The organism is Cryobacterium sp. TMT2-18-2 (assembly GCF_004402245.1).
GTDB lineage: Bacteria > Actinomycetota > Actinomycetes > Actinomycetales > Microbacteriaceae > Cryobacterium > Cryobacterium sandaracinum.
Map to the genome: position 1 here is coordinate 96,062 of NZ_SOFU01000023.1, position 25,054 is coordinate 121,115.

The 25,054-nt window shown below is 65.7% G+C and carries 26 protein-coding genes; 16 read left to right on the forward strand and 10 right to left on the reverse strand.

Features of this window, described 5'->3' with window-relative positions:
* Window positions 1-94 precede the first annotated feature (94 nt).
* From E3O22_RS07625 to E3O22_RS07635, 3 genes are read left to right on the forward strand one after another with little or no spacing between them, the layout of a single operon-like run.
* Window positions 95-817 carry an ABC transporter ATP-binding protein gene (locus E3O22_RS07625; RefSeq protein WP_134394176.1) on the forward strand — a complete coding sequence of 241 codons (723 nt, stop codon included), beginning with the start codon at window positions 95-97 and terminating at the stop codon, window positions 815-817.
* Window positions 814-2,115, forward strand: a complete 1,302-nt coding sequence (locus E3O22_RS07630; protein ID WP_134394177.1) for an ABC transporter permease — start codon at window positions 814-816, stop codon at window positions 2,113-2,115. The genes E3O22_RS07625 and E3O22_RS07630 overlap by 4 nt, the downstream gene beginning before the upstream one ends.
* On the forward strand, window positions 2,108-2,797 hold the full coding sequence (locus E3O22_RS07635) for a TetR/AcrR family transcriptional regulator (RefSeq protein WP_134394178.1): 690 nt from the start codon (window positions 2,108-2,110) through the stop codon (window positions 2,795-2,797). Before E3O22_RS07630 ends, E3O22_RS07635 begins: the two co-directional genes overlap by 8 nt.
* A 211-nt stretch (window positions 2,798-3,008) precedes the next feature.
* Here E3O22_RS07635 and ald read toward each other — a convergent pair whose 3' ends face one another.
* On the reverse strand, window positions 3,009-4,127 hold the full coding sequence (ald, locus tag E3O22_RS07640; RefSeq protein ID WP_134394179.1) for an alanine dehydrogenase: 1,119 nt from the start codon (window positions 4,125-4,127) through the stop codon (window positions 3,009-3,011).
* Window positions 4,128-4,484: 357 nt separating this feature from the next.
* On the opposite strand from ald, the gene E3O22_RS07645 reads away from it, so the two are divergent.
* Window positions 4,485-5,711 (forward strand): CdaR family transcriptional regulator, encoded by a 1,227-nt coding sequence (locus tag E3O22_RS07645; RefSeq protein ID WP_134394180.1) that lies wholly within the window; start codon window positions 4,485-4,487, stop codon window positions 5,709-5,711.
* On the opposite strand, the gene E3O22_RS07650 is transcribed toward E3O22_RS07645, so the two are convergent.
* The 7 genes from E3O22_RS07650 to E3O22_RS07680 all read right to left on the reverse strand — a co-directional run bounded on the left by E3O22_RS07650 (window position 5,708) and on the right by E3O22_RS07680 (window position 13,340).
* Window positions 5,708-7,195, reverse strand: coding sequence for an amino acid permease (locus E3O22_RS07650; protein WP_134394181.1), 1,488 nt, complete (start codon window positions 7,193-7,195; stop codon window positions 5,708-5,710). The two genes, E3O22_RS07645 and E3O22_RS07650, sit on opposite strands and share 4 nt — an antisense overlap.
* A 273-nt stretch (window positions 7,196-7,468) precedes the next feature.
* The gene (locus E3O22_RS07655) at window positions 7,469-8,350 is read right to left on the reverse strand and encodes an ABC transporter permease (protein WP_134394182.1); all 882 of its coding nucleotides are present in this window, start codon (window positions 8,348-8,350) and stop codon (window positions 7,469-7,471) included.
* On the reverse strand, window positions 8,337-9,320 hold the full coding sequence (locus tag E3O22_RS07660) for an ABC transporter ATP-binding protein (protein WP_241976557.1): 984 nt from the start codon (window positions 9,318-9,320) through the stop codon (window positions 8,337-8,339). Before E3O22_RS07660 ends, E3O22_RS07655 begins: the two co-directional genes overlap by 14 nt.
* A 10-nt stretch (window positions 9,321-9,330) precedes the next feature.
* Window positions 9,331-10,512: a DUF2092 domain-containing protein gene (locus E3O22_RS07665; protein ID WP_134394184.1), complete on the reverse strand. Its 1,182-nt coding sequence runs from the start codon at window positions 10,510-10,512 to the stop codon at window positions 9,331-9,333.
* Window positions 10,513-10,644: 132 nt separating this feature from the next.
* Window positions 10,645-10,968, reverse strand: a complete 324-nt coding sequence (locus tag E3O22_RS07670) for a zf-TFIIB domain-containing protein (protein WP_134394185.1) — start codon at window positions 10,966-10,968, stop codon at window positions 10,645-10,647.
* 456 nt (window positions 10,969-11,424) lie between these two features.
* Window positions 11,425-11,829 carry an SRPBCC family protein gene (locus E3O22_RS07675; protein WP_347232325.1) on the reverse strand — a complete coding sequence of 135 codons (405 nt, stop codon included), beginning with the start codon at window positions 11,827-11,829 and terminating at the stop codon, window positions 11,425-11,427.
* A gap of 29 nt (window positions 11,830-11,858) precedes the next feature.
* The gene (locus E3O22_RS07680; RefSeq protein WP_134394187.1) at window positions 11,859-13,340 is read right to left on the reverse strand and encodes an NAD(P)/FAD-dependent oxidoreductase; all 1,482 of its coding nucleotides are present in this window, start codon (window positions 13,338-13,340) and stop codon (window positions 11,859-11,861) included.
* Window positions 13,341-14,319: 979 nt separating this feature from the next.
* Here E3O22_RS07680 and E3O22_RS07690 point away from each other — a divergent pair.
* The 12 genes from E3O22_RS07690 to E3O22_RS07745 all read left to right on the forward strand — a co-directional run bounded on the left by E3O22_RS07690 (window position 14,320) and on the right by E3O22_RS07745 (window position 24,450).
* Window positions 14,320-14,541: a heavy-metal-associated domain-containing protein gene (locus E3O22_RS07690; RefSeq protein ID WP_134394188.1), complete on the forward strand. Its 222-nt coding sequence runs from the start codon at window positions 14,320-14,322 to the stop codon at window positions 14,539-14,541.
* Complete coding sequence (locus E3O22_RS07695) at window positions 14,538-16,829, forward strand: cation-translocating P-type ATPase (protein ID WP_134394189.1); 2,292 nt, start codon at window positions 14,538-14,540, stop codon at window positions 16,827-16,829. The genes E3O22_RS07690 and E3O22_RS07695 overlap by 4 nt, the downstream gene beginning before the upstream one ends.
* Window positions 16,830-16,929: 100 nt before the next feature.
* On the forward strand, window positions 16,930-17,391 hold the full coding sequence (locus E3O22_RS07700) for a hypothetical protein (RefSeq protein ID WP_134394190.1): 462 nt from the start codon (window positions 16,930-16,932) through the stop codon (window positions 17,389-17,391).
* 95 nt (window positions 17,392-17,486) lie between these two features.
* Complete coding sequence (locus E3O22_RS07705; protein ID WP_134394191.1) at window positions 17,487-18,062, forward strand: DUF305 domain-containing protein; 576 nt, start codon at window positions 17,487-17,489, stop codon at window positions 18,060-18,062.
* 530 nt (window positions 18,063-18,592) lie between these two features.
* Window positions 18,593-19,024 (forward strand): M23 family metallopeptidase, encoded by a 432-nt coding sequence (locus tag E3O22_RS07710; protein ID WP_255570045.1) that lies wholly within the window; start codon window positions 18,593-18,595, stop codon window positions 19,022-19,024.
* Between the two features lie 43 nt (window positions 19,025-19,067).
* Window positions 19,068-20,282, forward strand: coding sequence for a M23 family metallopeptidase (locus tag E3O22_RS07715; RefSeq protein ID WP_166784593.1), 1,215 nt, complete (start codon window positions 19,068-19,070; stop codon window positions 20,280-20,282).
* A 150-nt stretch (window positions 20,283-20,432) separates the two neighbouring features.
* Window positions 20,433-21,353: a cytochrome c biogenesis CcdA family protein gene (locus E3O22_RS07720; protein ID WP_134394194.1), complete on the forward strand. Its 921-nt coding sequence runs from the start codon at window positions 20,433-20,435 to the stop codon at window positions 21,351-21,353.
* 92 nt (window positions 21,354-21,445) lie between these two features.
* On the forward strand, window positions 21,446-22,027 hold the full coding sequence (locus E3O22_RS07725; RefSeq protein WP_304988610.1) for a redoxin domain-containing protein: 582 nt from the start codon (window positions 21,446-21,448) through the stop codon (window positions 22,025-22,027).
* A complete protein-coding gene (locus E3O22_RS07730) occupies window positions 22,027-22,311 on the forward strand; it encodes a thioredoxin family protein (protein WP_134394196.1) in 285 nt (94 codons plus the stop codon). The genes E3O22_RS07725 and E3O22_RS07730 overlap by 1 nt, the downstream gene beginning before the upstream one ends.
* A gap of 53 nt (window positions 22,312-22,364) precedes the next feature.
* The gene (locus E3O22_RS07735; protein WP_134394197.1) at window positions 22,365-23,003 is read left to right on the forward strand and encodes a DUF3105 domain-containing protein; all 639 of its coding nucleotides are present in this window, start codon (window positions 22,365-22,367) and stop codon (window positions 23,001-23,003) included.
* A 101-nt stretch (window positions 23,004-23,104) separates the two neighbouring features.
* The gene (locus E3O22_RS07740; protein ID WP_104171636.1) at window positions 23,105-23,485 is read left to right on the forward strand and encodes a BlaI/MecI/CopY family transcriptional regulator; all 381 of its coding nucleotides are present in this window, start codon (window positions 23,105-23,107) and stop codon (window positions 23,483-23,485) included.
* Window positions 23,482-24,450, forward strand: coding sequence for a M56 family metallopeptidase (locus tag E3O22_RS07745; protein ID WP_134394198.1), 969 nt, complete (start codon window positions 23,482-23,484; stop codon window positions 24,448-24,450). Before E3O22_RS07740 ends, E3O22_RS07745 begins: the two co-directional genes overlap by 4 nt.
* A gap of 88 nt (window positions 24,451-24,538) precedes the next feature.
* Here E3O22_RS07745 and E3O22_RS16560 read toward each other — a convergent pair whose 3' ends face one another.
* Window positions 24,539-24,661: a hypothetical protein gene (locus E3O22_RS16560; protein ID WP_255570046.1), complete on the reverse strand. Its 123-nt coding sequence runs from the start codon at window positions 24,659-24,661 to the stop codon at window positions 24,539-24,541.
* A gap of 66 nt (window positions 24,662-24,727) precedes the next feature.
* The gene (locus E3O22_RS07750; protein ID WP_134394199.1) at window positions 24,728-25,039 is read right to left on the reverse strand and encodes a hypothetical protein; all 312 of its coding nucleotides are present in this window, start codon (window positions 25,037-25,039) and stop codon (window positions 24,728-24,730) included.
* Between the last annotated feature and the right edge of the window lie 15 nt (window positions 25,040-25,054).

Genomic DNA, 25,054 nt, shown 5'->3' on the forward strand with positions numbered 1-25,054 from the left:
CACCCAGCTAGCGGGGCATCGGTGCAGCTACCGTAATTGTGATGTCTCTGCAGACGTGCGACCCGATGACTAGTCCCCGAAGGAGGCTGCCCCTATGACTGTTCCCGTTCTCTCGGCCCAGAACATCGGCAAGTCCTATGGGAGCGGGGCGAACCGTTTCGACGCGCTTAAGGGAGTCTCCGTCGACATCCGCGCCGGTGAATCCGTCGCCATCGTCGGCAAGAGCGGGTCCGGCAAGTCCACGCTCATGCACCTGCTGGCGCTGCTGGACGACCCGGACAGCGGCGCGCTGCTGGTCGAGGGAACGGATGCGAAGAAGCTCAAGGGCGAGGAGGTGAACCGGCTTCGTAACCAGGACTTCGGGTTCGTCTTCCAGCAGTTCTTCCTCACCGCCAATGCGAGCGTGCTCGAGAATGTCGTGCTCCCCCTGAAGATAGCCGGGGTCAGCCCGAAGGAGCGCAGGGCGCGCGGAATGAAAGCCTTGGAGCAGTTGGAGCTGGCCGACAAGGCGAAGAACAAGGCCAGGAACCTCTCCGGCGGGCAGAAGCAGCGCGCCGTCATCGCCCGGGCCCTGGTCAACAACCCGAAGGTGATCTTCGCGGACGAACCGACCGGCAACCTCGACACGGCCACCGGAGCCGTCGTCGAGGACATCCTCTTCTCCCTCAACAAGGTCAAGGGCATCACGCTCATCATCGTCACCCACGACATCGATCTCGCTGCCCGCTGCGACCGCCAGATCCTCATTCGGGACGGGATCGAGGACCTCACCAGATCTCCTGACGCCATCTCGAAGCCCCAGCGAGCACGCGCATGAAGTTCGTCGACATCATCACAACCGCGATCGCAAACAGTTTACGCAGCAAACTCCGCACCGGCCTGACCGTCATCGCCATCTTCATCGGTGCGTTCACGCTCACCATCACCAGCGGCATCGGCACCGGGGTGACGAGCTACATCAACAGCCAGGTCTCGGCGATCGGTGCGGCGGATGTGCTCACGGTCTCCAAGACCGACGGCGCCGCGGCGACGGAGAGCGACGGACCGGCCGCGTATGACCCGGAGAAGGCCACCACGATCAGCCTGGGCAACGGCTCGCGCCCCGGCAGCACCATCCAGGCGATCACCGACGCCGACCTCGACACGATCAAAGCCACCAGCGGCATCCTCGGCGTCGACCCGGCGGTGCAGGTCACGCCCGACTTCATCGAGTACGACGGCAGCGGAAAATTCGAGCTGATCGTGAACGCGGCCGCCACCCTCACCACGGCCGACCTGGCGGCCGGAGCTCAACTGGACAACGAGAGCGCCACCGACCAGCTTCTGCTGCCGACCACCTACCTCGACGCGCTGGGCTTCAGTACCCCGGAATCGGCCATCGGCCGGACCGTCTCCATCGGCATCACTGATTTCGCGGGCACCCCGCAGCAGGTTCCGGCCACCATCGTCGGCGTGCAGAACGAGACCATCCTTGGCGCTGGGGCCGGCCTCAACCAGCCGCTGACCGACCGGCTGCACGACGTGGAACTCGCCGGCACCCCCGCCGGGGCACCACAGAGCTATGCCAGCGCGACCGCCCGGTTCGACCTGGACGCCTCCGATGAGGAGATCGTCGCGATCAAGGCCGACCTCGCCGACCAGGGCTACGCCTCGCAGACCGTCGCGGACCAGATCGGCTCGTTCGAAACCGTGATCAATGTCATCATCGGCGTGCTCAACGCCTTCGCCGTGATCGCGCTGATCGCCGCCGGCTTCGGCATCATCAACACGCTGCTGATGAGCGTGCAGGAACGCACCCGGGAGATCGGCCTGATGAAGGCTATGGGCATGAACGGCGGCCGTGTCTACGCCCTGTTCAGCACCGAGGCCGTCTTCATCGGCTTCCTGGGCAGCGCCCTGGGCGCGCTCGTGGCGGTGGGCGTCGGCTCGGTGGTCAGCAACATCCTCGCTACCACAGTGTTCGAGAACCTGCCCGGACTTCAGGTCGTGCAGTTCGCGCCGAGTTCGATCGCCGTCATCATCGGCGTCGTCATGTTGATCGCCTTCTTGGCCGGTACCCTGCCCGCCCGGGCCGCGGCGCGGCAGAACCCGATCGACGCCCTGCGGTATGAGTAGCGCGGGCCCGAGCGGTGCGGGCCCGAGCGGCCCCGGTTCGGCCAGCCCCGCCGCCGACCTGGGGCTGCGCGCCCGCAAGCGCGCGGCCACCCAGTCGGCGCTGGAGCGGGCCGCCATCTCGCTGGCCCTCGAGCACGGCTACGACCACGTGACGGTCGACATGATCTGCGAGGCGGCCGTGGTCTCGCCGCGCACCTTCTTCAACTACTTCGGCACGAAGGACGGCGCGTTCCTCGGCGGTACGCCGCCTCAGCCGACGGATGCCGAACACCAGGCGTTCGTGCACGGAACCGGCCGGGACGTGCTGGGCGACCTCGTCGAAATGATCGCTGCCGCCGTGGCCGACCACTCCCCCGACACGGAACTCCTCCGTAACCGCAGGATGCTGATCGAGCGAACCCCGGAACTCCTCACCGGGGAGACGTCCCGCATCGCGGAGCTGGAGGAGCATCTGGTGCAGCTGGTCCTCGACCGCTTCCACGCCCAGGGGCGCACCGAGACGGGCACCCCCGATCTGGCCGACGAGGCCAGAATGGTCGTCGCCCTCGCGGGCAGTGTCATGCGCTACTCGATGCAGAAGTGGTTCTCCGGCGGCTTCACCGGCAGCCCCGGAGAGTTACTGCACCACTCCCTCGCCCTGGTGCAGCGCCTGACGGGGACGGCTGTTCCGGCGCCCCGCTAACGTGCGCCGCAGTGTCGCAGTGTCCGCAACGGGCATCCGTCGTGACGGAATCTCGGAGATTTTCGGGCAACCCGGTTTTCGCGCCCGGCTGAGCGGCGTGTTGCGAAAATCTCTGTAGTCAGCGCGGGGTGGCGCACCGGGTCTCGGGGAGCTCGAGCACTGCCCGACCACCGGTTGCTCGACCGGCGGCAGGCCAGGAGCGCTCGCGGTGCTACGCGGTGACGAGCTCGCGCCAGTCGGCCAGCGGCAGGCCGTGGGCTTCGGACACGGAACGGTTCGTGACCGCTCCGGCGGCGACGTTCAGTCCGAGGGCCAAGGCGTCATCGCGCTCAAGCGCCGCCTTCACGCCCAGGTTGGCCAGTGAGAGGGCGTACCGCAGGGTGACGTTGGTCAGCGCGTAGGTCGACGTGTTCGGCACGGCGCCGGGCATGTTGGCGACGCAGTAAAAAATCGAGTTGTGAACGCGGTAGGTGGGGTTTTCGTGCGTGGTGGCGTGGGTGTCCTCGAAGCAGCCGCCCTGGTCCACGGCAATGTCGACCAGCACGGAGCCGGACTTCATGCGCGCCACGAGGGCGTTGGTGACCAGCTTCGGGGCCTTGGCGCCCGGGATCAGCACGGAGCCGATGACCAGGTCGGCATCCGTCACGGCATTCTCGATCTCGTAGGAGTTGGACGCGACGGTTTTCAGCCGGCCCTGGTACAGCGCGTCGAGCTGGCGCAGCCGGTCGATGTTGATGTCGAGGATCGTGACGTCGGCGCCGAGGCCCATTGCCATGGCGGCCGCGTTGGTGCCGGCGACGCCGGCGCCCAGCACGACGACCTTCGCGGGGCGCACCCCGGGCACGCCGCCGAGCAGCACGCCCTTGCCGCCGGCCGGGGCCATCAGGGACTGCGCGCCGACCTGCACGGCCAGTCGGCCGGCCACCTCGCTCATCGGGGCCAGCAGCGGCAGCGCGCGGTTGGCGGTCTGCACCGTCTCGTAGGCGATGGCGGTGACGCCGGCTTCGGTCAGGGCGCGGGTGAGGTCAGGCTCGGCGGCCAGGTGCAGGTAGGTGAAGAGGATCAGACCCTCGCGGAAGCGGTGGTACTCGGAAGCGACCGGTTCCTTGACCTTCATCACCATGTCGGCGCGGGCCCAGATCTCGTCGGCGGAGTCGACCAGCTCGGCGCCGGCCACGTGGTATTCGTCGTCGTTGAAGTGCGATCCAAGGCCGGCACCCTTTTCGACCAACACGGTGTGGCCGGCGGCCAGGAACTCGTGCACGCCCGAGGCTGTGATGGCTACGCGGAATTCGTTGTTCTTGATTTCCTTGGGTACACCGATGATCATGGCCGACTCCGTTGCTCAGTACTGCTCAGTTGGACTTGTGACAGGGGGCCGCGGCGCCACTTTCGACGGTGAACCGCAGCGGGGTCAAGACTAAATCCAGCAATTCGGCCCGAGCCGCACGCCGTCGTCGGGCCTGCGCTCCAGCGGCGGAGCCCGATGCCGACAACGGCTCCACCGCACTATAAATAAGCCCCGCCTTCAGGGGTTTTTCTGGTGATCACGGTCGGCTTCGCTCCGGACCGCACCGGTCACCGAGATGGGGAACCGCTTTGTCACTCGACAGTTGTCGCGCGTCAACCCGGCAAGCGTCGCCTGATGTCCGTTTCCGGCCTGCTCCGGCCCCCTAGCATTGAGCCAATGAGAACCGCGGAAATCGAAGACCTGGTCGAACACCTCGCGGCCGGCCTGGACCGCGCCCTCTCGCTCGAGGACCTCGACGGAGGCCTGCTGGCGTACAGCAGGGACCAGCCGCTCGCCGACAGCGTGCGGGTCAATTTCCTGTTGAGCAAGAAGGTGCCCGCCGACGTCAGCGCCTGGCAGTTGCAGCACGGAATCAGCACAGCGGTCCGTCCCGTCGCCGTTCCCGCCAACGCCGCGCTGGGCATGCTCGGCCGCGTCTGTGTGCCGCTGATGGTGCGGGGGTTCCGGGTCGGCTACCTGTGGGCGATGCAGGGGTCGCACGACGAATCCCCGGAGGCGATCCTCCGTGAGCTGCCCGCCGTGCGCGGCCAGCTGGACCGGCTGGCCGAGACCCTGCTCGACACCAACACCGCCGAATCCGAGCACCGCCGTCAACGTGAGGCCCTATTCCTCGCGGCCTGCCACGCGGAGACATCCGCCATCGAGGAGATCGCGGGCTGGCCGCAGATTCATGCGACCGGCCCGTGGCATCTCGCCACCCTGATGCCCCGCCCCGTCGAGCAGGCCGACGGCGGCGAGGCCACGCCCGATTTCGCCGCCGGCGTTCTGCTGCAGCGGATCTCGGCGCTGCACGCCACGGTCGGCATCGACGCGGCCCGGTTCAGCGCCGGCACCGAGACCCACGCGGTTGTGCTGCTGCGCGATTCACCGGGCAAGGTGGCACACACCGAGATGCTTCACCGCTATCGGTCCGAACTCGCCCGGCGCGGCGGCACCCCCGAGCGCCCCGACCTGATGGGCTTCAGCGAGGTGTTCACCGATCTCAGACGGTTCCCGGATGCCTACATCCAGTCCCGCAAAGCGGTGCAGGCCGCCACCGTCGACGCCCGGTTGGGCACCATCGCCGATTTCCGCCAGATCGGCGTCTACCAATTCCTCGCGGCCAGCAGCCGCAACCTTTCCCCCGTGGAATCGGTCTACTTCGCCGAGCTGCGGGACTTCGACGACAACCACGAGTTGCTTCCGATGCTGGAACTGCTCTACGACACCGACGGGTCGGTTCAGGATGTCGCGGCGGCCCTGCACCTGCACCGCAGCAGCATCTACAACCGGCTGGCGAAGATCCGCACCCTGATCGGCGCTGACCCGCTGGGCGGCCAGGTGCGGCTGGAACTGCACCTCGCGATGAAGGCAGACCGCTGGTCGCGGCGGCCGCGGATCTAGCGCCGGACGAGCGTGGCCTTCTCTGCTTGAACGTCGGCCTTCCACTCCACGATCCGGGCCTGCTGCAGTGGCGCCTTGCGGTTGACGCACCACGCGGCGCCGAGGGCCAGAAACCAGACCGGGGCCACGACCAGCGCGAGGCGCGTGTCGTCAGCCTGGCCCAGGGCCCAGAGCATGAAGGCGAAGAACGCCAGCACGACCCAGGGCATGAACCGAGCGCCCGGCATCCTGTATTTCGAGGCGACGTGCAGGTGGGGACGGCGGCGCAAGAAAGCGAGGTAGCTGACCATGATGATGGACCAGACGAACATCGTCAGCACAGATGCCACCGAGGTGACAAGCGTGAAAGCGCCCATGAAGGAATCACCCGTGTACAGCAGCACCAGCCCGGCCAGCAGGAATATGCAGGAGAACAGCAGGGCGTTTCTCGGCACCTTGCGGCTGCTCAGCGTGCCGAAGGTCTTCGGGGCATTGCCGTCCTGCGCGAGGCCGTAGACCATCCGGGAGGTCGAGTAGATGCCGGAGTTGGCACTCGAGGTGGCGGAAGTGAGCACGACCAGGTTGACCACGATGGCCGCGACCCCCAGCCCGGCGAGGGCGAACATACCGATGAAAGGGCTGCTGCCTTGGTCGATGGTGCGCCACGGGTTGACCGACATGATGATCACCAGGGCACCCACGTAGAAGAGCAGCAGCCGCAGCGGGATGGTGTTGATGGCCCGGGGCAGGTTCTTCTCCGGGTCCTTCGTCTCCGCGGCCGCGGTGCCGACAAGCTCGATTCCGGCAAAGGCGAAGATGGCGATCTGGAAGCCGAGCACGAAGCCGGCGACGCCGTGCGGGAACATCCCGCCGTCGTTCCAAATGTTCTCGAAGCCGGCCACGGCACCCGACGGGGAGGTGAAGTGCGTACTGATCATCACCAGGCCGGTTCCGATCAGGGCAACGATGGCGACGACCTTGATCAGCGCAAACCAGAATTCGGCTTCACCGAACGCCTTGACGCTCGGCAGGTTGAGCAGGATCAACACAACCGGAGTGAGCAGCGCGGGGATCCACAGCGGCGTGCCCGGTGCCAGCACGTCGACGTAGCCGGAGATGGCCACGATGTCGGCGACGCCGGTGACCACCCAGAACGCCCAATACGACCAGCCGGTGAAGAAGCTCGCCCACGGGCCAAGCAGGTCACCGGCGAAGTCGCTGAACGACTTGTAGTCCAGGTTGGACAGCAGGATCTCGCCCATGGCCCGCATCACGAAGAAAAGCATGAAGCCGATGATCATGTAGACGAAGATCACGGCCGGCCCGGCGAGGGAGATGGTCTTGCCGGCGCCCATGAACAGCCCGGTTCCGATCGTGCCGCCGATGGCGAGCATCTGGATGTGCCGCCGGCTCAGCGAGCGAGCAAGGCTCGGATCCGCGTGCGAGTATCGGGCTCCGGCCCCGATACGTGAGTGTCCGGGTACCGCGGTGGTGCGTTCAGGCATGGAGCTTCTTCCTCAAAACGGCGCAAACGCAGCCCCCCAGAGGACGACCATGTCAACCCGTTGGGGCCTCACGGTTGTGAAGCGGCCCGACCCGGGTTCTGAAGTAGCAACGCTACGTCCTCGGGCGGGCGTCCCCCGAACCCGGGTGGCAGCCGGGGCGCACCTCAGCCTGCACCCGGCGGCCGCGGGCCAGACCTGATCGACAGGTGTCGAGCATCCGGGGGTCAAACGTCGTCGGCTGTTCGGGCGTGGTGGTCTCGACCGGACACAGAGTCAGGACAGGATGTCTTTGGTGGAGAACCGGCCGTAGGCCAGGGCACCGAACACGGCGATGTACCCCAGCTGCAGGAGCACGTTGTCGCCGAACGAGCCCAGGTCCATGGGCTGCCGCAACAGGTCGGCGAAGCCCAGCCAGTAGTGGCTGAAGAGCCACGGATCCAGCCACGACAGTTGCGGGAGCACGTCGAGGATCTGCACGACGACCGACACCACGACCGTGGCGGCCATCGCCCCCACGGGAACATCGGTGAGGGTGGAGATGAACAACCCGATCGCCGCGAAGCCGAGCAGCGAGACTGTCACGTAGAGCGAGATCAGCCCGGAGCGCAGCAGCGATTCCGGCACGCTGATCACATCGCCCGAGAGCAGTGTCACCGGCCCGACCGGGAACAGTGCGGCCCCGATCAGGGTCCCGGCCACCGCAAGGGTCAGCGTCGCGGCCAGGCAGAACACGGCGACGCCGGCGTACTTGACGAGTAGCAGACGCAAACGCCCGGCCGGGGCCACGAGCAGGTAGCGCAGGGTCCCCTGCCCGGCCTCCCCCGCGATGGTGTCGCCGGCGACGACGCCGATGGTGAGCGGAAGGAACAACGGGATGGCCACGATCATGGCGGTGAACGCCACGAACAGGCCGTTCTGGGTGACCCGGTCCAGGAAGGGCGGGCCCTCTCCCGGTGACAGGGTCTCCGATGAAAGCCGCACGGCGACGGCGAGCAGGATGGGGATGAGAGCGATGGAGACCAGCATCGCCCAGGTGCGGCGGCGGCGGAACAGCACCGTTAGCTCGGAGCCGAGCAGGGCCAGTCCGGCTGATCGGCGCCTGCTCGGAACGCCGTTGCCCGACTCCTTCGAGCTCGCCACGCTATTGGAGGACATCGAAACCTTCTCCGGTCAGGGCCACGAAACGTTCTTCCAGGCTGGATTCCTCGATCAGGAAACCGCGCACGCGCACACCACCGGCGACGAGAGCCGTGACGATGGACTCCGGCTGTCCGGTCAGGTCGACCGACATTTCTCGAGGCAGCGGAGCCGTGACCCAGGGATCCTGCTCGGGCACGTCGCTGTGCACGGGTGCCAGACCGAAGCCGGTCAGCACGGCTGCGGCCGCGGCGGCATCCGGTGTGCGCACGCGAACCCGCGTCTGGCCCACGTGGCGCAGGTCGGCCAACGTGCCCTGGGCCACGAGGTTGCCGCCGCTCATCACCGCGGCGTGAGTGCACATCTGCTCCACCTCGGCGAGCAGGTGGCTCGAGACGAAGACCGTGGTGCCCTCCGCCGCGAGCGACCGCACCAGGCTGCGCACCTCGCGGGTGCCCTGCGGGTCGAGCCCGTTTGTAGGTTCGTCGAGCACGAGCAGCTCGCGCGGCTGCAGCAGCGCGTTGGCGATGCCGAGGCGCTGCTTCATGCCCAGCGAGTAGGCAGCCACCTTCTTGCCGGCGGCGTGGGTCAGGCCCACGCGCACCAGTGCCTGCTCGACCCGGACGCCTCGCGTGCCAGACGGCGCGTTGCGGTCGGCGGTGTCGAGCCGGTGCAGGTTGGCGGCCCCGGAGAGGAATGGGTAGAACGCCGGCCCCTCCACGAGGGCGCCCACCCGCGGTAGCACCTCGTGCAGGCTGTCGGGCATGCTCTGCCCCAGCACCCTGATCTGCCCGCTGCTGGCCTGCGTCAGGCCGAGTAGCATGCGGATGCTGGTGGTCTTACCGGAGCCGTTCGGCCCGAGGAATCCGAAGACCGCTCCGCGCGGAACGGCGAGATCGATCTCGTTCACGGCGATCTGCTCGCCGAAGCGCTTGGTGAGACCCCGGCTCTCGATCGCGAGATCGGGAGCCGGGGTTGCGGCTGTCACTGTGTCGTGATCACTGGGCTGCGGCGGCCTGGAGCATCTCCACCGGAACGGATCCGGCGAAGACACGGCCGTCATCGGTCAGGAACACGTTGACCAGGGCTGTCGAGAATAGTCGCCCACCGTCGACCGCGGTCGCCAGTTCCAAGATGAGCGGGTTGGCGTTGAGTTCGGACGGAACGGATGCCGCGGGCACCTCGACGATGGCGTCCCAGCCGCTCCCCGTTACGAGGGGAAGATTCTCGGCCGGAATCTCAGGCTTTGCCTGGTCGGCGGTCATCTCGGTTATCTCGGGCATGACCGGAAGGGCGATCTCTTCGACGGTGGCGCCGGCTGGCGGGGTGAAGTCGAACAAATCGGCGGACGGGGTGCTGAAGTCGACGGCGGTGAAGCCGACCTGAAAAGCCGGGTCTTCCTGGCCGTCGGCGCGCACGGTGACCTGCAGCGGCACCCCCGTCTCAGAGTCGACCGAGATCGACACCGATTCGACCAGGGTCCGTGTGGCCTTGGGGGTAAGCACCAGCTCGTAGGCTGTGCGACCGGCCACGGTGCCGTCGGTGCCGACCGAGACTGTGGTGCTCGGGTCAATCTCGCTCAAAAAACGCTCGGCAACCTGCGAGGGCGTCGACAGGCCGGCCGGGGCAGAGTCAACTATCGCGGCGTACTGCGCCTCGGCGATGGCCCGGGCGTCGGCGGGGATGGTCAGGTGGCTGGCGGTGTTGGTCTCGGAGTCGTAAGTCCAGACGTCCGTGCCGTTGCTCACCACGTTGCGTTCGGCCATTCGGTCCTGGATCTGCACCCGGGCTTTCGCGGGGCCGTCGGAGTCGCTGCCGTCCACGTAAATGCGGGCCGTGTGCGAGCCACTGAAGAGTTCCATCACGGAGGCGAGCGCTCCGGTGGCCGCCGCCCCCGCTTCGGTCGTACCTTCCGGTGCGGACTCGGCCATCGAGTCGCTCATGGAATCGGACATGCCGGCGTTCAGGTCGATGTCGGGTAGTCCCAGCTCGGCTGTTTTGTCGACGGTGCCGGAGAAGGCGCTGATGGTGCTGTCACTGACCATGAGGAGCACTTGCTCGGGCGTTTTATCGGGCAGATCGACGGTTGCACCGGCTTGCAGAGGCACGGCGATGACACCGGCGACGATGACAACCGGAACGACGATGGCAGGAAGCCACCGGGTTGAATTGCGTGACACGATCAACGACCTGTTCCGAAATGGTTCATACCCTGATGTTACGCCGGGGCTCTGACAGTCGCTCGGAATCCCGCTGGGAGGTTGCTCACAAATAGAGACGCCGAGCCGTGAGCGGGTGACCCCCGCGAACGTCTAACCGAAGAGTTCGCCGAGCCAGTTCTCCTTTTTCTTGGGACGGTATCCGTCACGGTTGTCGTAGCCACGGTCTCGGTCGTCATAACTCCGGTCGCGCTCGCCGTACTGCGGGCGGTTGCGGGTGTCCGGATACGGCTGAACCGGTGTCCCGGCGACCGGCGGGACCGGCGCCGCCTGGGCGGCTTCCTTTTCCGCGCGGTCGAGGATCTTGTCGAGTTCGCCGCGGTCCAGCCACACGCCGCGGCATTCGGGGCAGTAGTCGATTTCCACGCCACTGCGTTCGCTCATCACGAGGGTGGTTGAGTCATTTGGGCACTTCATAGGATTCCTCCAGGACGTCGTGGACTTTCGATCCTAGACGCCCGACCGGGCTGATCCTGAGAGTCGTCCGATGACAGAAATCGTCCCTACTGATGTTCACGGGCGCTTGCGGTGGTGTGAGAGGAGTGCGCACTGATCGCTGTCGGCGGTGCCGTTTCACGGATGGAGGACTCCGTCCCGAACTCGGCGTTCCGCGGATGATGAACACCCTCTCCACCGCCGTCGTGCTCGTGTTCAGTCGGACTGGTCGACGTCGCCACTGCGACCGGGGCGTAAAACACGATGAGGGACATCGACGCGCCTGCGGCACCGGAAGATCTCGGCTGCGCCCTCGACTGCAACCCGATCGCACGTCACTCCCTCGACGCCTTCTCCCCATCGGCCTGACAGTCGCTGTGCCATCCGCGACGAACCGAAAGCAGCGAATAGACGGACCACCATTGCAACGCGGTCGACTCAATCGCATAGGAAAGCGAGCCGGCGCAAAGTCTCCACGTTTCGCACACTGATGGCCGGGACGCGCAGGAAGGAGGGCACGAACCGGCCGGGGCCGGCGGTGGCGTCCTCGGTGATGCGCACGACGCATCCGCCACCTCGTGCCTTCACATCGAGGGCCACGTGGGCCTCCCCGGTCGGCCAGCCACGGGCCGTGAACAGCGCGTGCCTGGGTGGTTCCCACTCCAGAGCAGAAGTGGAGTCGTCGATCAGAGCCGGCCAGACGCCCACCGAGTGATGGATGGAGCTTCCGGCCGTCGGCCAGGCCGTGTCGACAGCCCGCATGCGGGAGGCTCCGACGACCCAGCCCGGGTACAGCCAGCCGTCAGCGAGGACGGCGAAGACGTTCTCGGGCGGACAGCTCATGGTGCGGTAGTTCACGGCCACTGTGTCACCTATTTCAGGTTGGTCGGGGAAAGATCGGGGGCTGTGCGCACCCCGAGGTCGTGTCGAAGAGCGCTCAGGGCCGCGTACCAGCCGGCCAGGCCGTGCACGCCGGGGCCCGGCGGTGTGGACGACGAGCACAGGTACACGCCGCTCAGGGGGGTGCGCCAGGGGTCAGTGGAGAGTACCGGGCGGCGCACGAGTTGCGTCAGACTCACCTCGCCGGCCGAGATGTCACCGCCGACGTAGTTGGGATTGAGCCGTTCCATCTCCGTCGCGGTGCGACCGGCGCTGGCCAGGATCGTGTCACGGAAACCCGGGGCATAGCGCTCGATCTGGCGCACAATCGCTTCGGTCTGGTCGATGGTTGAGCCGCGCGGAACATGGGTGTACGCCCACAGAGTGTGCTGACCGGCCGGCGCGCGACTTGGGTCGGTGCCGCTGGGCTGGGACACGAGAACATACGGCTCTTCGGCGTGTCCGCCCCGCGCAACGGTGTTCTCGGCTCGCCGGATCTGAGCCCGAGTGCCGCCCACGTGCACGGTGCCAGCCGCCCGCACCCCGGCTGCCTGCCAGGGCACCGGACCCGAAAGTGCGAAGTCGACCTTAGCGACGCCGTTTCCGTACCGGAAGGCGCGCAACCGTCGGGTGTAGGCGCCGGGAAGCTCGCCCTCGGCGAGTCGTAGAAGCGCACGCGGCGTCAGGTCAAGCATCACCACGCGGGCCGGCGGCAGTTCGCTCAGCCGCCGCACCTCGGTCGACGTGACGATCTCACCGCCGTGAGCGAGCAGATCGTCGACCAGCGCGGTCACGATCGCGCCGCTGCCGCCGACCGGTATCGGCCAGCCGCCCGCGTGCGCATACGTGGCGAGGGTGAGGCCCGCACCGGCCGTGACGATGCTCGGCATCGACCTGATCGTATGGGCGCTAACGCCGGAGAGCAGGGCAGGAGCGGCATCGCCTGAGAAGCGCAGGTCCCAGAGCGGGCTGCCCTGTTCGAGGGAGCGTAAGCCGAAGCGCAGTGCGGTGATCGGATGCTTCGGCAGTCGCAAGAGCTGCGCACCGGTGAACTGCGCGACCTGCTCGGCATGCGCCACGAGGGGCGCGAACAACCGATTCCAGGCCGCGCCGTCCCTGCCCAGTTCGGCGACGGTGCGCGTCAAGCTGCGGTAGGCGAGGCCGGCGGTGCCGCCCGGCAGCGGGTGGCCGTAGGAAACATCGGGAATTGCCAGTTCGATCCGATCCGCGAGCCCGAATCGTTGGAAGAACTCCGAAGCCAGCGCGAGTGGGTGCACGGCGGAGCAGACATCGTGGTGGAAGCCCGGCAGGGTCAGTTCCGCGGTCGCGGCGCCGCCACCGACGCCGGCGGACTTCTCGTAGACGCGCACTGAGAATCCGGCCCGGGCGAGAGTGACCGCGGCGGCGAGGCCGTTGGGCCCGGAGCCGACCACGATCGCGTCAACCTCCGGAACTCCTCGGCGCGCAGTCACCATGTCACTCTCCACTCGTCATGGGAAGAGCCTTCCCGTGTGCCCTGACGTCGTGCACAGATACTATGCCGACGACAGCGATCGAGTGTCCCCGGTGCGAATAGTGTGACGGGAAAAACGCAAATCGCTGGGTTTGATGAAAACTCAGGGGTAGTGCTGAGGTGCCCGGACGCGAACCGGGAACGACTGAAGTCGTCTCGGCGGTGCCGCCCACGCCCGGTAGGGCAGAATGCCGCGAATTTACACCATTTTGATGTGGTTACTGTGCGCGCTGGCACGGATATACACGGGCCGGCTCTGGTCACGCCACGCGGTTTTCGGTTCGTTTCTGGTCACTTTCTCGAGTGTGCCGTACACAGAGTGGTAGGCCTCTCATGGGCCGAAGGCGGCACTGGATGCGCCGCCACATCCGTCATCGATCGTCGATGCTGCCGGCGGCTCGACGCTGGCTGGTGAGTTAGGAGCGGACCAGTCGTGCGATTGCGGTTGACGCTTCCTTGATCTCGGCGTCGCCTTCTTCGGCGCCAGCAGCGACAACGGCAATAACACAGTGGCTCATGTGGTCCTCGAGTAAGCCCAAGGCCACGGACTGCGGGCCAGCGTGGGTTGTCACCGCGCTCTCGTAATTCTCATCACTCGTTGATGTGTGTTCCGATCTGGTCTGCCCCGCGCGATCCTGGTGGCCTGCCGGCGAGTGCTGCCACTGTGAACTCTCCTGGGCATACCCACGGGTGGTCCACCTCACAGCGACGGGGTGAGCGGCCGTGCGCACCGATCTCATGTTGACCGAGTACCCCCCTGGGGTATACCGTGGGTGTATCCCCTGGGGGTACGTCCCGACGGTTGCTTTGATCGCCGAGGAACGAAAGGAATCGCGAATACTATGTCGACGTTGAATAAGAACGACCTTGGCCTTACTGACTCTTCGTGTAGGTGCGGGTCGCACGAGCACACATCCGAGCGCAGCGCAGAACGCACCGGCATGACCACCACTTTCCGGGTGTCGGGAATGACCTGCTCACACTGTGTGAAGAGCGTGACGGCCGAAGTGGGCCAGGTCGCCGGAGCCGAAGCCGTGGAGGTTGACCTTGTTCCGGGCGGCGTCTCCGTGGTCACCGTCTCCAGCTCCGGACCCCTCGATCCCGCCGCTGTGGCCGCCGCCATCGATGAGGCAGGCTACGAACTGGTCACGGCGACACGATGAGTGGAGAGCAGGTCGACCTTCTCGTCGGCGGCATGACCTGCGCCTCCTGCGCGGCGCGCATTGAAAAAAAACTCAACCGAATGCCCGGGGTCGAGGCATCGGTGAACTACGCCACCGAGAAGGCCAGTGTCCTCATCCCTGACGGCACGACGGTTGAGGATGCCATTGCGGTGATTGAGGAGACCGGATACACGGCGGCACGTCCGAAACCGCCTGAGGTGCCGACACTCGATGTGCCCACAGACCAAGACCGCGAAGTGGCCAGCCTGCGCCAGCGTCTGATCCTGTCCGCCGTGCTCGCCACCCCCGTGCTGCTACTCTCGATGATCCCCCCGCTGCAATTCACCAACTGGCAATGGCTGGCTCTCACCCTTGCCGCCCCGGTCGCTGTCTGGGGAGCATGGCCGTTCCATCGCGCTGCCTGGGTGAATGTGCGCCACGGTGCTGCGACTATGGACACCCTGATCAGTATCGGAGTGCTCGCCGCACTCGGCTGGTCGCTCTACGCCCTCTTTCTGGGAATGGCTGGAGTCCCGGGCATGACCATGGCCTTCACCTTCACCGCCACCCCGGGAAGCGGTGCCGATGAAATCTACCTGGAGGTCGCATCCGCCGTCACGGTGTTCATTCTGGCTGGCCGTTACTTCGAGGCCCGTGCGAAGAAACAGTCTGGTGCCGCGCTGAAGGCGCTGCTCGAACTCGGGGCGAAAGAGACGACCCTTCTGCGGGATGGTGTCGAGACCACCGTCCCCACCGCGTCCCTGGTCGTCGGCGACCAGTTCGTCGTCCGTCCCGGCGAGAAGATCGCCACGGACGGCACCGTGATAGAAGGAAACTCGGCGATCGACGTCAGCATGCTCACCGGCGAATCCGTTCCGGTCGAAGTCAGGCCCGGCGCGGCCGTGGTCGGCGCCACCCTGAACTCAGGTGGTCGCCTGGTCGTGCGGGCCACCCGCGTTGGCGCGGACACGCAGCTCGCCCAGCTAGGCCGCTTGGTCGAACAGGCGCAGACCGGCAAGGCCGAGGTACAGCGCCTCGCCGACCGGGTCTCAGCGATCTTCGTCCCGACCGTGATCGGGTTGTCGCTGGCCACCCTTGTGGTCTGGCTGCTGCTCGGGGCAGGCACCGTCGTCGCATTCACCGCGGCCGTGGCAACGCTCATCATCGCGTGCCCGTGCGCGCTCGGCTTGGCGACCCCTACCGCTCTGCTCGTGGGCACCGGGCGTGGAGCGCAGCTGGGCATCCTGATCAAGGGACCCCAGATTCTCGAATCAACCCGCCGGGTAGACACCATCGTGCTCGACAAGACCGGCACGGTCACGACCGGCCGGATGACGCTCGTGGCGGCCGTTCCTGTCGCTGGTGGAGACGAGCAGCTCCTGCTTCACCTCGCCGGGGCAGCGGAGACGGGTTCCGAACATCCCATCGCCCAAGCAATTGTGTCTGGTGCCCGGGAACGCGCCGGCGAACTACCGCCACCCGAGTCCTTCGCTTCGACGGACGGTCTCGGCGTTCAAGCCCTGGTAGCCGGTCGGGTCGTTCTCGTGGGGCGTCCACGCTGGCTGACGGAACAGTGGACTATCCCACTTCCATCCGAGCTCCAGGCTGCCTTGGCCGCCTTCGAGGCGCAGGGACGAACCGCGGTCGCCGTCGCCTGGGACGGCCAGGCCAGGGGTATCCTCGCCGTCTCTGACGTCGTCAAAGACACCAGCGCCGGCGCGATCGGGGAATTTCGTCGCCTGGGCCTGCAGCCGGTGCTCCTCACCGGCGACAACGAGACCGTCGCGGCCTTCGTTGCGGCTGAGGTCGGCATCAGCGACGTTCGTGCCGGTGTGCTGCCGGCTGAGAAAGCGCAAATCATCCGCGAGCTACAGAGCGCGGGACATGTGGTTGCCATGGTCGGCGACGGCGTGAACGATGCTGTGGCACTGGCCACCGCTGACCTGGGCATTGCGATGGGATCGGGAACGGATGTCGCCATCGAGGCCAGCGATCTGACCCTGATCAGAAGCGACCTCATCGCGGCAGCTGATGCGATCCGACTCTCCCGGCGCACCTTGGCGACCATCAAGGCCAACTTGTTCTGGGCCTTCGCCTACAACGTGGCGGCGATCCCGCTGGCCATGCTGGGCTTGCTCAACCCGTTGATCGCCGGCGCGGCCATGGCGCTGTCATCCGTTTTCGTGGTGAGCAACAGCCTCCGGCTGCGCGGCTTCCGCGGACTCAACATGACGAGTGCCCCGATACCTACCGGAACGCTCACCGCACATCCGGCCACCATCGGGTGAACTGTGGAATCGCATCTCACAGATCACACCATGTGAAAGTCGATACTCTTGGGTAGGTATGGGCGGGAATCGAACCGCCAGGCACGGAACCGGAGGTGACATGAAGCTGGATAGCACGGCACACGTTGCTTCGCGCAACCGGCCTGTCCCCGTGTCCGGGTTGGTGGCGCTGGTCGCCATGGCCGCACTTCTCTTCGGTGTGCTGGCCATGAACTCAACGCATGCCGGTCACGAGACAGGTTGGACCCAGGTTGCGTCCGACCACACCACACAGGCTGGTGTCTTCCCGGGCGTCGCGGCAGTCGCAGTCCCGGCGATGTCCGTCATCGCCCACACCGGTCTCGGAGCCGTCGATTGTTCCGACTGCCTGTTGGACTGTGCGATCGTCGCGATGACCTGCACCATTCTGCTGGTGATTGCATCGTTGGTCGTGTTGGCTCGGTTGCCGTCGACGTACCGCCGACTGCTCGACGCGGGCGGTGACATCGTTTGGCTCTCTCTCCGCCCGGTACTGGATATTCACAGGCCGAATCTGACCATTCTTTCCATCAGTCGCATTTAGACCGAACCGCCGCCGACGCGCCCTCGTGGCCGCGTGGCTTTCTTGCGCCCTGCCGGCGCCTCGGTTTCTCTGGTCTGCTAATGAATGGAAAAACAATGTTCAAACCACGTACGTATCTTTTGGCAGGGGCGGCCCTCGCCGCCGTGCTCACGCTCAGCGCCTGCACCAACGGGACGGAGCCCCGCAGTCCGTCCGGGTCATCCAGCGCCCCCACTGCCTCCGCTTCTTTCGCGTCGGCTGATGTGACTTTCGCACAGATGATGATCCCCCACCACGAGCAAGCCGTCGAGATGAGCGAGGACATCCTCGCCAAGGGCGAGGTCGACGTGCGCATCGCTGACCTCGCCACGCAGATCAAAGCCGCCCAAGAACCGGAAATAGAGCAGCTCAGAGACTGGCTGACCGAGTGGGGCGCCGATGAGACCAGCACCGGCGGCATGGATGGAATGATGTCCGACGACGACATGATGGCCCTGGAGAATGCGTCGGGCCCGCAGGCCGGCGAGCTCTACCTGGAACAGATGATCGTCCACCATCAGGGCGCGATCATGATGGCGGAGCTGGAACTGGATGAAGGTCAAAACGAGGACGCCAAGGCCATGGCGTCGAACATCGTCACGAGCCAGACCGATGAGATCGATGTCATGAAGGACATCCTCTCCACCCTGTAGGACCCCCCACCACCCGGGGACCGTCCTGCGGTCCCCGCTCATTGTCATGCGCTCGCCCGCTGTGAACAATCGCTGAGGTTTCTCCGCTCGGCCATGCCATCGGTACAAGGAACACCATGCATGAACACTCCCCCAGACACATCCCGTCGCCTTCTGCGGGCGGCAGAAAAACACCAGCGTCATCGGCAACCCCGCAGGCTGACACACAAACCGCGCCGACAGCAGTCCGACCGACCGGTTCCGCCACCGGTGCGGCAGCGACTGTTCGGCGTCGTGGCGATGGTCTTCGTCGGGCTTTTCGCCGTCAGCGTCTCACTCCCCGCTCTCGCTGTGAACCCCGAAGCGGCCACGGCGAATCAACAGAGCCAGCCGGTCCCTGACGCACCGCAAAATTTGCCAGTCAACGCAGCGGACGCCGTCACCATCCTGCGCGACGGATTCACCGTGGGCCGAGTGCAGAAGCCGTCCTCGCCGGGCGCCTACGCCCAAACGGCGAGCACCATTGTCAATGACGTGACTTCGCCGGTCCAGTGGCCGTTCACAGTCGGGGTCCCCATCACGACCGACTTCGGTCCACGTGTACCGCCCCCTGCGACGGCTGCTCAAGCTTCCACAAGGGCCTGGACATGAATCCCGGAGTGAACACTCCCATCCAGGCAATCGCGGACGGCATCGTGAAGGACGTCTCGGCAACCGACGACAGCGGCCTCGGCGTGTACGCCATCATCGAGCACATGATCGACGGCCGCCTGGTCAGAAGCCTTTACGCCCATATGTCGGAAGGCACCCTGGCTCTCGAAATCGGGCAACCCGTACTCGTCGGCCAGCTCGTCGGCAACGTCGGCAGCACCGGGCAGAGCACCGGTCCACACCTTCATTTCGAGATCCTCCTCGGCGGTTCAAAGCCGACGGACCCATTCGCCTGGCTCACAGAGAGAGTTCGCCCCGATGACGCAAACTGAATCACGTCCTCGGCACCCGCTTCTCCTGAAGTGGGCTGGAACGATGGTGGCCACTCTTTCCCTCCTCGCCATCATCGGTGTCGCGCCGCGTGCGGCGGCAGCCGAATACCCGTCATGGCCAGACGTTGAGACCTCCCGTTCAAACGAGACGGCGAAGCAAACTCAAATCACAGTGCTCAAAAACCTCATCGCCGGGCTGACGACCGAGGTGGCTGCGGCCCGTGACCGGGCCACGCGCCGTGGCGCTGAATACGAGCACGCTCAAGGCGCATTCGACGAGGCCACCTACCGTGCCACGACGCTCCAGGGCCAGGCCGATGAAGCGAACCAGCTCGCCAATATTTCGCAGCAACAGGCCGGCCGATTGGCGGCCTTGCTGGCGCGTGCGGGTGCCTCCGACATCTCGATAAACATTTTCCTGGAAGGAGAAAACGCAGACGCGCTGCTCTACCAGCTCGGCGCCATGAGCAAGCTCACCGAGCGTTCAAGCACGATCTATGACCAGGCAGCAGCAGACCGTAACTCCGCGACCTCCCTGACCGATCAGGCAAATGTTGCACAGAAGGAGCTTGGCGCGTTGGCCAAGAAAGCGGAGACGGCTCTGACCGATGCCACTATCGCCAGCACCGCCTTGGAGACCAAGCTCGCCGAACACGAACAGAACTCGGGCAACCTCCAGGCACAGCTAGCGGTCCTGACCGAAAATCGTGCGGCAACAGAAGCGGACTTTGCCACGGGCGAGGAAGCACGACGAGCGGCCGCGGCCGCGGCGGCCACCGCTGCAACCGCTGCCCCCAGCACCGGCGGTAACGCTCGGAGCGCGGACCGCGACTCCGGTCAGCTCAGCGGCCAGGGATGGGCGCTCCCTGTGGCTGGATGGATCAGCGACTCCTTCGGCCCACGCCCCTCCAAACCCGTTGACGGTGTCGGAGCCTTTCACTACGGCACCGACATCGCTGTCGGGTGCGGGCAGGCGGTTTCGGCGGCCACCGGCGGCACCGTCATCTACTCCGGTTATCTCGGCAGTTACGGCAACTGGGTTCTCCTCGATCACGGCAACGGTGTGCAGACCGGCTATGCCCACAACAGCCAGATCCTTGTCGGCAATGGGCAGAGCGTGGCCGCCGGCGAGACGATCGCGCTCGTCGGCACGACCGGGGCGTCCAGCGGGTGCCATTCGCATTTCGAAACTCGGGCTGACGGAGCGCGCATTGACCCGGCACCCTTCATGAGCGCGAGAGGAATCACCCTTGGCTAGCCCCCGGCCGGCGTTGCAAAGCAACGCAGGGCAGTATCCGCCGAGCTCAGGAGCCGTCGTCGGCCGCAGGGTGAACGCTCAGCCACGCTGAACTACTATGGCAAATAGTAGTTGGGAATGCTCCCAACTCGTACTGATTGGAGCTCGTTCATGGGGCAGGTCTTGCTCTCGACAACGATTCTGGCAGCGTTTCTCGGCGGTGTCGTGGCCCTCCTGGCCCCATGTTGCGCCTCCGTCATGTTGCCGGCGTTCTTCGCTTCCAGCTTCCGCAGCCGGAGCCAGATCCTCGGCATGACACTGGTGTTCGCCGCCGGAGTCGGCACCATCATCCTCCCCATCGCTTTAGGTGCTGCCTTCCTCAGCCGCATCCTATTCCAGTACCATTTTGGAATTTTCAGTGTCGTCGGGCTCGCGATGGTGGCAGTGGGCGCTGCCACCCTGGGGGGCTGGAAAATGATGCTACCGATGCCCTCCGGACGCGGCGGCGGAACCAGCATCGGCTCGGTGTACGGACTCGGAGTGTTCTCCGGTGCCGCCAGCGCGTGCTGCGCCCCAGTCCTCGCCGGAGTGGCGGCGCTCTCCGGTGCCGCTTCGTCTTTCCCGGCCGCCGCCGCAGTGGGCGTCGCCTACGTATTCGGGATGATCGCACCCCTGTGCGCCTTGGCGTTGGTGTGGGACAGAAAAAACTGGGGAGCCAGTCGCCTGCTCGCGTCCACGACCATTCCGATCGGACCCGGAGCCCGGTGGCGGCTACCCGTGGGAACAGTGCTCTCAAGCGCGCTGATGATCGCCATGGGCGTGCTCACCGTCGTCCTCGCAGTGCAGGGACCGGGCATGGCACCGGACGGGTGGCAGGTTGAACTCGCCGCAGCACTGGGGCACTGGGCCGCCGTCATCCAGCAGTTCCTGGCCTTCATTCCAGGGTGGGTCTCGACGCTCGCCGTCTTCGCCGCTCTCGGCGCTGTGGTCTGGACGGCGCTGCGCAGCCGAAAGCACGCAGCCACGCCGACCGCCTCCGGCAACCGACCCGACCAGGCGCATACGCGCACCCGGACAGAGGAGTCACAGTAATGGCATCACGAGAGAATCGCCGTCCGGGCACACGCCTGCAATCACGTGCCAGGAGCACTGGGTTGCGCCGGGCAACGATGGTCGTGGGCATCATGGCGGTTGCGGCAGCCATCCTGGTGGCCATGGACAGCACGTGGAACGGGACCCCCACGGCTGTGGAAGACACCGCCTCGGTCAGCTACGCCGTGGGTGCTCCCGGCCCGGGCGCGGAAGCCCCAGATTTTTCTCTCGCTTCCACGGCCGGGGGGACGGTCAATCTCAGCGACTACCGTGGCGAGTCCGTTCTGCTCTTTTTCCATGAGGGAATCGGGTGCCAGCCGTGCTGGGACCAAATCCGCGATCTGGAGGCCGCCCAGACCAAACTGCAGTCTGCCGGCGTCGATCAGCTCCTCACCATCACCAGCGGACCGGTGGACCTGATCGCCCAAAAAATGGCCGACGACAAGCTGACGGCGGTCGCTTTGGCCGATACCCGCCTGGATGTCTCCCTGACTTACCAGACCAACAAGTACGGAATGATGGGTGAATCCCGCAACGGGCACAGCTTCATCCTGGTTGGGCCGACGGGGGAAATTGAGTGGCGCGCCGACCACGGCGGCCCGCCGAATTTCACCATGTACGTGCCGGTAGACGAGATTCTCACCCAGATGCAGGTTCTCCGGACCGACGCCTGATGCGAATCACCGTACTGACGCAACCCTCGTGCCACGCCTGCGATCAAGCCAAGCTGGTACTGTCCCGACTCGCCGCGGACTATTCCTTTCAGGTCGAGACGATCGGCTTGGACACCGATGCAGGCCGGGCTCTGGCCGCTCGGAACGGCATCATCTTTGCCCCCGGAATCCTGATCGACGACGTCATGTTCAGCTACGGGCGGCTATCGGAGAAGAAGCTGCGGCACCACCTGTCCCGCTCCGACGTAGCCGCCCAGGGGCGGCCGGGCTCGAACGGCAGCTGACAGGGCGTTGCCGTACATCACAATGCAGAACAAAAATAGAGAGGACCGTCCAAATGGAACACCCGAACACAGAGGACAGAGCACATCGGCAGGCGATCGTCGCGGCCGCACGAGCGGAGCTGAAGCGGGGCGAGCGGCGTCGGAGCTTCTGGATCTTCGGCTTGGGCACCGTCGTCGCAATCACCCTCGTGGCGACCGTTGTCTCCATCTTCATTCTCAACCAGAAAGACCAGGACGCAGCCAGTTCGGCAGCAGACAAGCCAATCAGCGGCGTGGAGAGTTCTGATGGATTGAGCCGCGACCACGTGGTCAACGAGATTGCGTTTCCAACGCTTCCCCCCGTCGGCGGGGAACATTCCGCCGAGCTGACAAACTGTGGCGTGTATACGAAGCCGGTAGACACCTGGCGGGCCGTGCACTCGCTCGAGCATGGCGCGGTGTGGGTCACCTACCGATCCGATCTGCCGCAAGAGCAGATTGACACTCTGACGGCTGATGCCGAGTCGAACCCATACGAACTCTTGAGCCCGTATCCCGACCTCCCCGCCCCGATTATCGCCAGCGCCTGGGGAAAACAACTGCAACTGGATAGCGTGGATGACCCCCGCCTGCAGTTGTTCCTGCAGACCTACCTACAGGGCCCACAGGCACCCGAACCCGGCGCACCCTGCTCTGGTGGCGTCCAGGGCTGATCGGCACAGGAACCCGCGAGCGCAGCAGGGACCGTACGTTACTATGGAAGGTAGTCGATTAGGGGTTCTCGTTTCTATTAGAGCGTTGAAGGGAGCAACCCATGGTGCGCCCACTCGGCACGCTGGAACAGCACGTCATGGATCGCATCTGGTCCTGGGGGCGCCCGGTCGCCGTTCGCGAGGTGCTGGAGGATCTCCAACGCGAGCGCACACTCGCCTACACAACGGTAATGACAGTTATGGACAACCTGCGCCGCAAAGGCTTGCTGACCCGGGAGAAGGACGGCCGTGCGTACCTTTACCGACCTGCGCAGACGCGTGAGCAGCACACTGCCGCATTCATGGGGGAAGTCCTTGCCGGAGGAGCTGACACTTCGGTGACACTTTTGCACTTTCTCGACCATATTCCGCCAGAGGAAGTCGCCAGCCTCCGTCTTGCCCTTGACGAGCACCTCCAGGGTCGCACAAGCACCGCGCCATGATTGCTCCAGCCGTTTTGATGGTCCTCGCCGTGACTCTGGCCGTCCTGGGGCCGGCCCTCTTGCGCCGGATTTCGTGGCTCGAGCGGTCTCCCCGGGTCGGGATCGCTGCTTGGCAAACGTTGAGCGCCTCAATTGTTTTGGCGGTGCTGCTTGCCGGCTCCAGCCTGGCCATCCCCGCGATTCCCTGGACCATCAACCTCGCCGACTGGATCCGAACCTGCGCGATGGCCCTCCTCGCGCAATACTCCACGCCGGGCGGTGCCGTGGTCAGCGCCACCGGCGCTGCCACCACAAGTGCCATCCTCGTCCGGGTCGCCTATTGCCTGGCCGCGGACCGGGCAATCGCAGCCCGTAACAGGAAAGTGCAACTGGACGCCCTGGCCCTCATTGCGCGACCCCACCTCCGATACGACGCTCTCGTCGTCGACCATCCGTCCGCAGCCGCGTACTGCCTACCAGGCAGGATTCACCAGGTCGTCTTGACCAGCGCCGCCCTGTCGGCGTTGAATCACAATCAGCTCCTCGCCGTTCTGGCCCACGAAAGGGCGCACCTGCGCGGACGCCACCACCTCATCCTCGCGGCATCCGACGCGCTGCAGCATGCGTTCCCCCGCGTCACAGCGTTTCGAACCGCACGCAGAGAACTCGGCCGGCTCGTCGAGATGCTGGCCGATGACAGTGCGGCCAGACACAGCGACCGGACCACAGTGGCCACCGCCCTGGTGCGCCTCGCTGAACACGGTCTGACCCCCGCGGCAGCCCTCGGCGCGGGGGGAGAGTCAGCACCCAGCCGAGTGAGGAGACTCATTTCACCGGTTCGGCCCCTCGGCGCCGGGAAGACCACCGTCGCTGCTTTGGCTATGGGATTGTTGATCGCATTTCCTTTGTTCCTCGCCATCGCCCCCGCATCCGCTGCGGGAACAATGGACCCGTGCCCGGAGGACAAGCAATCCTTGATCATGTGATCGACGCTGCGCATTCCCCCGGAAGCCCGGATCTCACACTGCAACCGCACTGACGGCCATCGAACACGTGTTGAGGCAGGAAAAAACCTCAATTCGGCAGATGCAGCGTGTCCACCTCGGCGCGCAGTGTGGTCAACTCCATGTCATCGGCCGCCGACAGCGACTTCGGCGCATCAGCTGTCTTCTTCCCTCGCATCATGAACCACATCATCAAGCCATAGCCACAGGGCACGCCAACAGGGCCAGACCGTAGAGAGCCGTACTCACCGTGACGCCTCTATTTAGTGCCAGCCTGCGACGAAGCGTCGCCAGCCGGGTGATGGGCCATCATCTGCTCGTGCATTCTCGCCAGGCTGGCTGCACCGGCCGTCATGTCAGCCGTGTCGGACATCCCGGCCATCATCTGTTCGTGCATCTTCACCAGGCCGGGTGCTCTGTGCATCGCGGCCATGTGTCCGCGGGCGCTATCCTCGGCCTGACCCGCCGGGGCCGGGGGGCTGCTGCCCTCGGCCGCGTAGGCCGGAGCGATGGTGCCTGCTGCAAGCAACGCACCAGCGGCCAGGGAGATGATCCAGATTCGTGAGCGCATGAGCGCCTCCTTCTT

What these genes read in the sequence shown, in the direction of transcription:
- E3O22_RS07695 (WP_134394189.1), top strand. Translation starts at nt 14,538, where the DNA reads ATGAGTGGAGAGCAGGTCGACCTTCTCGTCGGCGGCATGACCTGCGCC.
- E3O22_RS07720 (WP_134394194.1), top strand. Translation starts at nt 20,433, where the DNA reads ATGGGGCAGGTCTTGCTCTCGACAACGATTCTGGCAGCGTTTCTCGGC.
- E3O22_RS07655 (WP_134394182.1), bottom strand. Translation starts at nt 8,350, where the DNA reads ATGTCCTCCAATAGCGTGGCGAGCTCGAAGGAGTCGGGCAACGGCGTT.
- E3O22_RS07705 (WP_134394191.1), top strand. Translation starts at nt 17,487, where the DNA reads ATGTTCAAACCACGTACGTATCTTTTGGCAGGGGCGGCCCTCGCCGCC.
- E3O22_RS07645 (WP_134394180.1), top strand. Translation starts at nt 4,485, where the DNA reads ATGAGAACCGCGGAAATCGAAGACCTGGTCGAACACCTCGCGGCCGGC.
- E3O22_RS07735 (WP_134394197.1), top strand. Translation starts at nt 22,365, where the DNA reads ATGGAACACCCGAACACAGAGGACAGAGCACATCGGCAGGCGATCGTC.
- ald (WP_134394179.1), bottom strand. Translation starts at nt 4,127, where the DNA reads ATGATCATCGGTGTACCCAAGGAAATCAAGAACAACGAATTCCGCGTA.
- E3O22_RS07630 (WP_134394177.1), top strand. Translation starts at nt 814, where the DNA reads ATGAAGTTCGTCGACATCATCACAACCGCGATCGCAAACAGTTTACGC.
- E3O22_RS07625 (WP_134394176.1), top strand. Translation starts at nt 95, where the DNA reads ATGACTGTTCCCGTTCTCTCGGCCCAGAACATCGGCAAGTCCTATGGG.
- E3O22_RS07635 (WP_134394178.1), top strand. Translation starts at nt 2,108, where the DNA reads ATGAGTAGCGCGGGCCCGAGCGGTGCGGGCCCGAGCGGCCCCGGTTCG.
- E3O22_RS07675 (WP_347232325.1), bottom strand. Translation starts at nt 11,829, where the DNA reads ATGAGCTGTCCGCCCGAGAACGTCTTCGCCGTCCTCGCTGACGGCTGG.
- E3O22_RS07680 (WP_134394187.1), bottom strand. Translation starts at nt 13,340, where the DNA reads ATGGTGACTGCGCGCCGAGGAGTTCCGGAGGTTGACGCGATCGTGGTC.
- E3O22_RS07650 (WP_134394181.1), bottom strand. Translation starts at nt 7,195, where the DNA reads ATGCCTGAACGCACCACCGCGGTACCCGGACACTCACGTATCGGGGCC.
- E3O22_RS07725 (WP_304988610.1), top strand. Translation starts at nt 21,446, where the DNA reads ATGGCGGTTGCGGCAGCCATCCTGGTGGCCATGGACAGCACGTGGAAC.
- E3O22_RS07700 (WP_134394190.1), top strand. Translation starts at nt 16,930, where the DNA reads ATGAAGCTGGATAGCACGGCACACGTTGCTTCGCGCAACCGGCCTGTC.
- E3O22_RS16560 (WP_255570046.1), bottom strand. Translation starts at nt 24,661, where the DNA reads ATGATGTGGTTCATGATGCGAGGGAAGAAGACAGCTGATGCGCCGAAG.
- E3O22_RS07745 (WP_134394198.1), top strand. Translation starts at nt 23,482, where the DNA reads ATGATTGCTCCAGCCGTTTTGATGGTCCTCGCCGTGACTCTGGCCGTC.
- E3O22_RS07740 (WP_104171636.1), top strand. Translation starts at nt 23,105, where the DNA reads ATGGTGCGCCCACTCGGCACGCTGGAACAGCACGTCATGGATCGCATC.
- E3O22_RS07715 (WP_166784593.1), top strand. Translation starts at nt 19,068, where the DNA reads ATGGTGGCCACTCTTTCCCTCCTCGCCATCATCGGTGTCGCGCCGCGT.
- E3O22_RS07670 (WP_134394185.1), bottom strand. Translation starts at nt 10,968, where the DNA reads ATGAAGTGCCCAAATGACTCAACCACCCTCGTGATGAGCGAACGCAGT.
- E3O22_RS07690 (WP_134394188.1), top strand. Translation starts at nt 14,320, where the DNA reads ATGACCACCACTTTCCGGGTGTCGGGAATGACCTGCTCACACTGTGTG.
- E3O22_RS07730 (WP_134394196.1), top strand. Translation starts at nt 22,027, where the DNA reads ATGCGAATCACCGTACTGACGCAACCCTCGTGCCACGCCTGCGATCAA.
- E3O22_RS07750 (WP_134394199.1), bottom strand. Translation starts at nt 25,039, where the DNA reads ATGCGCTCACGAATCTGGATCATCTCCCTGGCCGCTGGTGCGTTGCTT.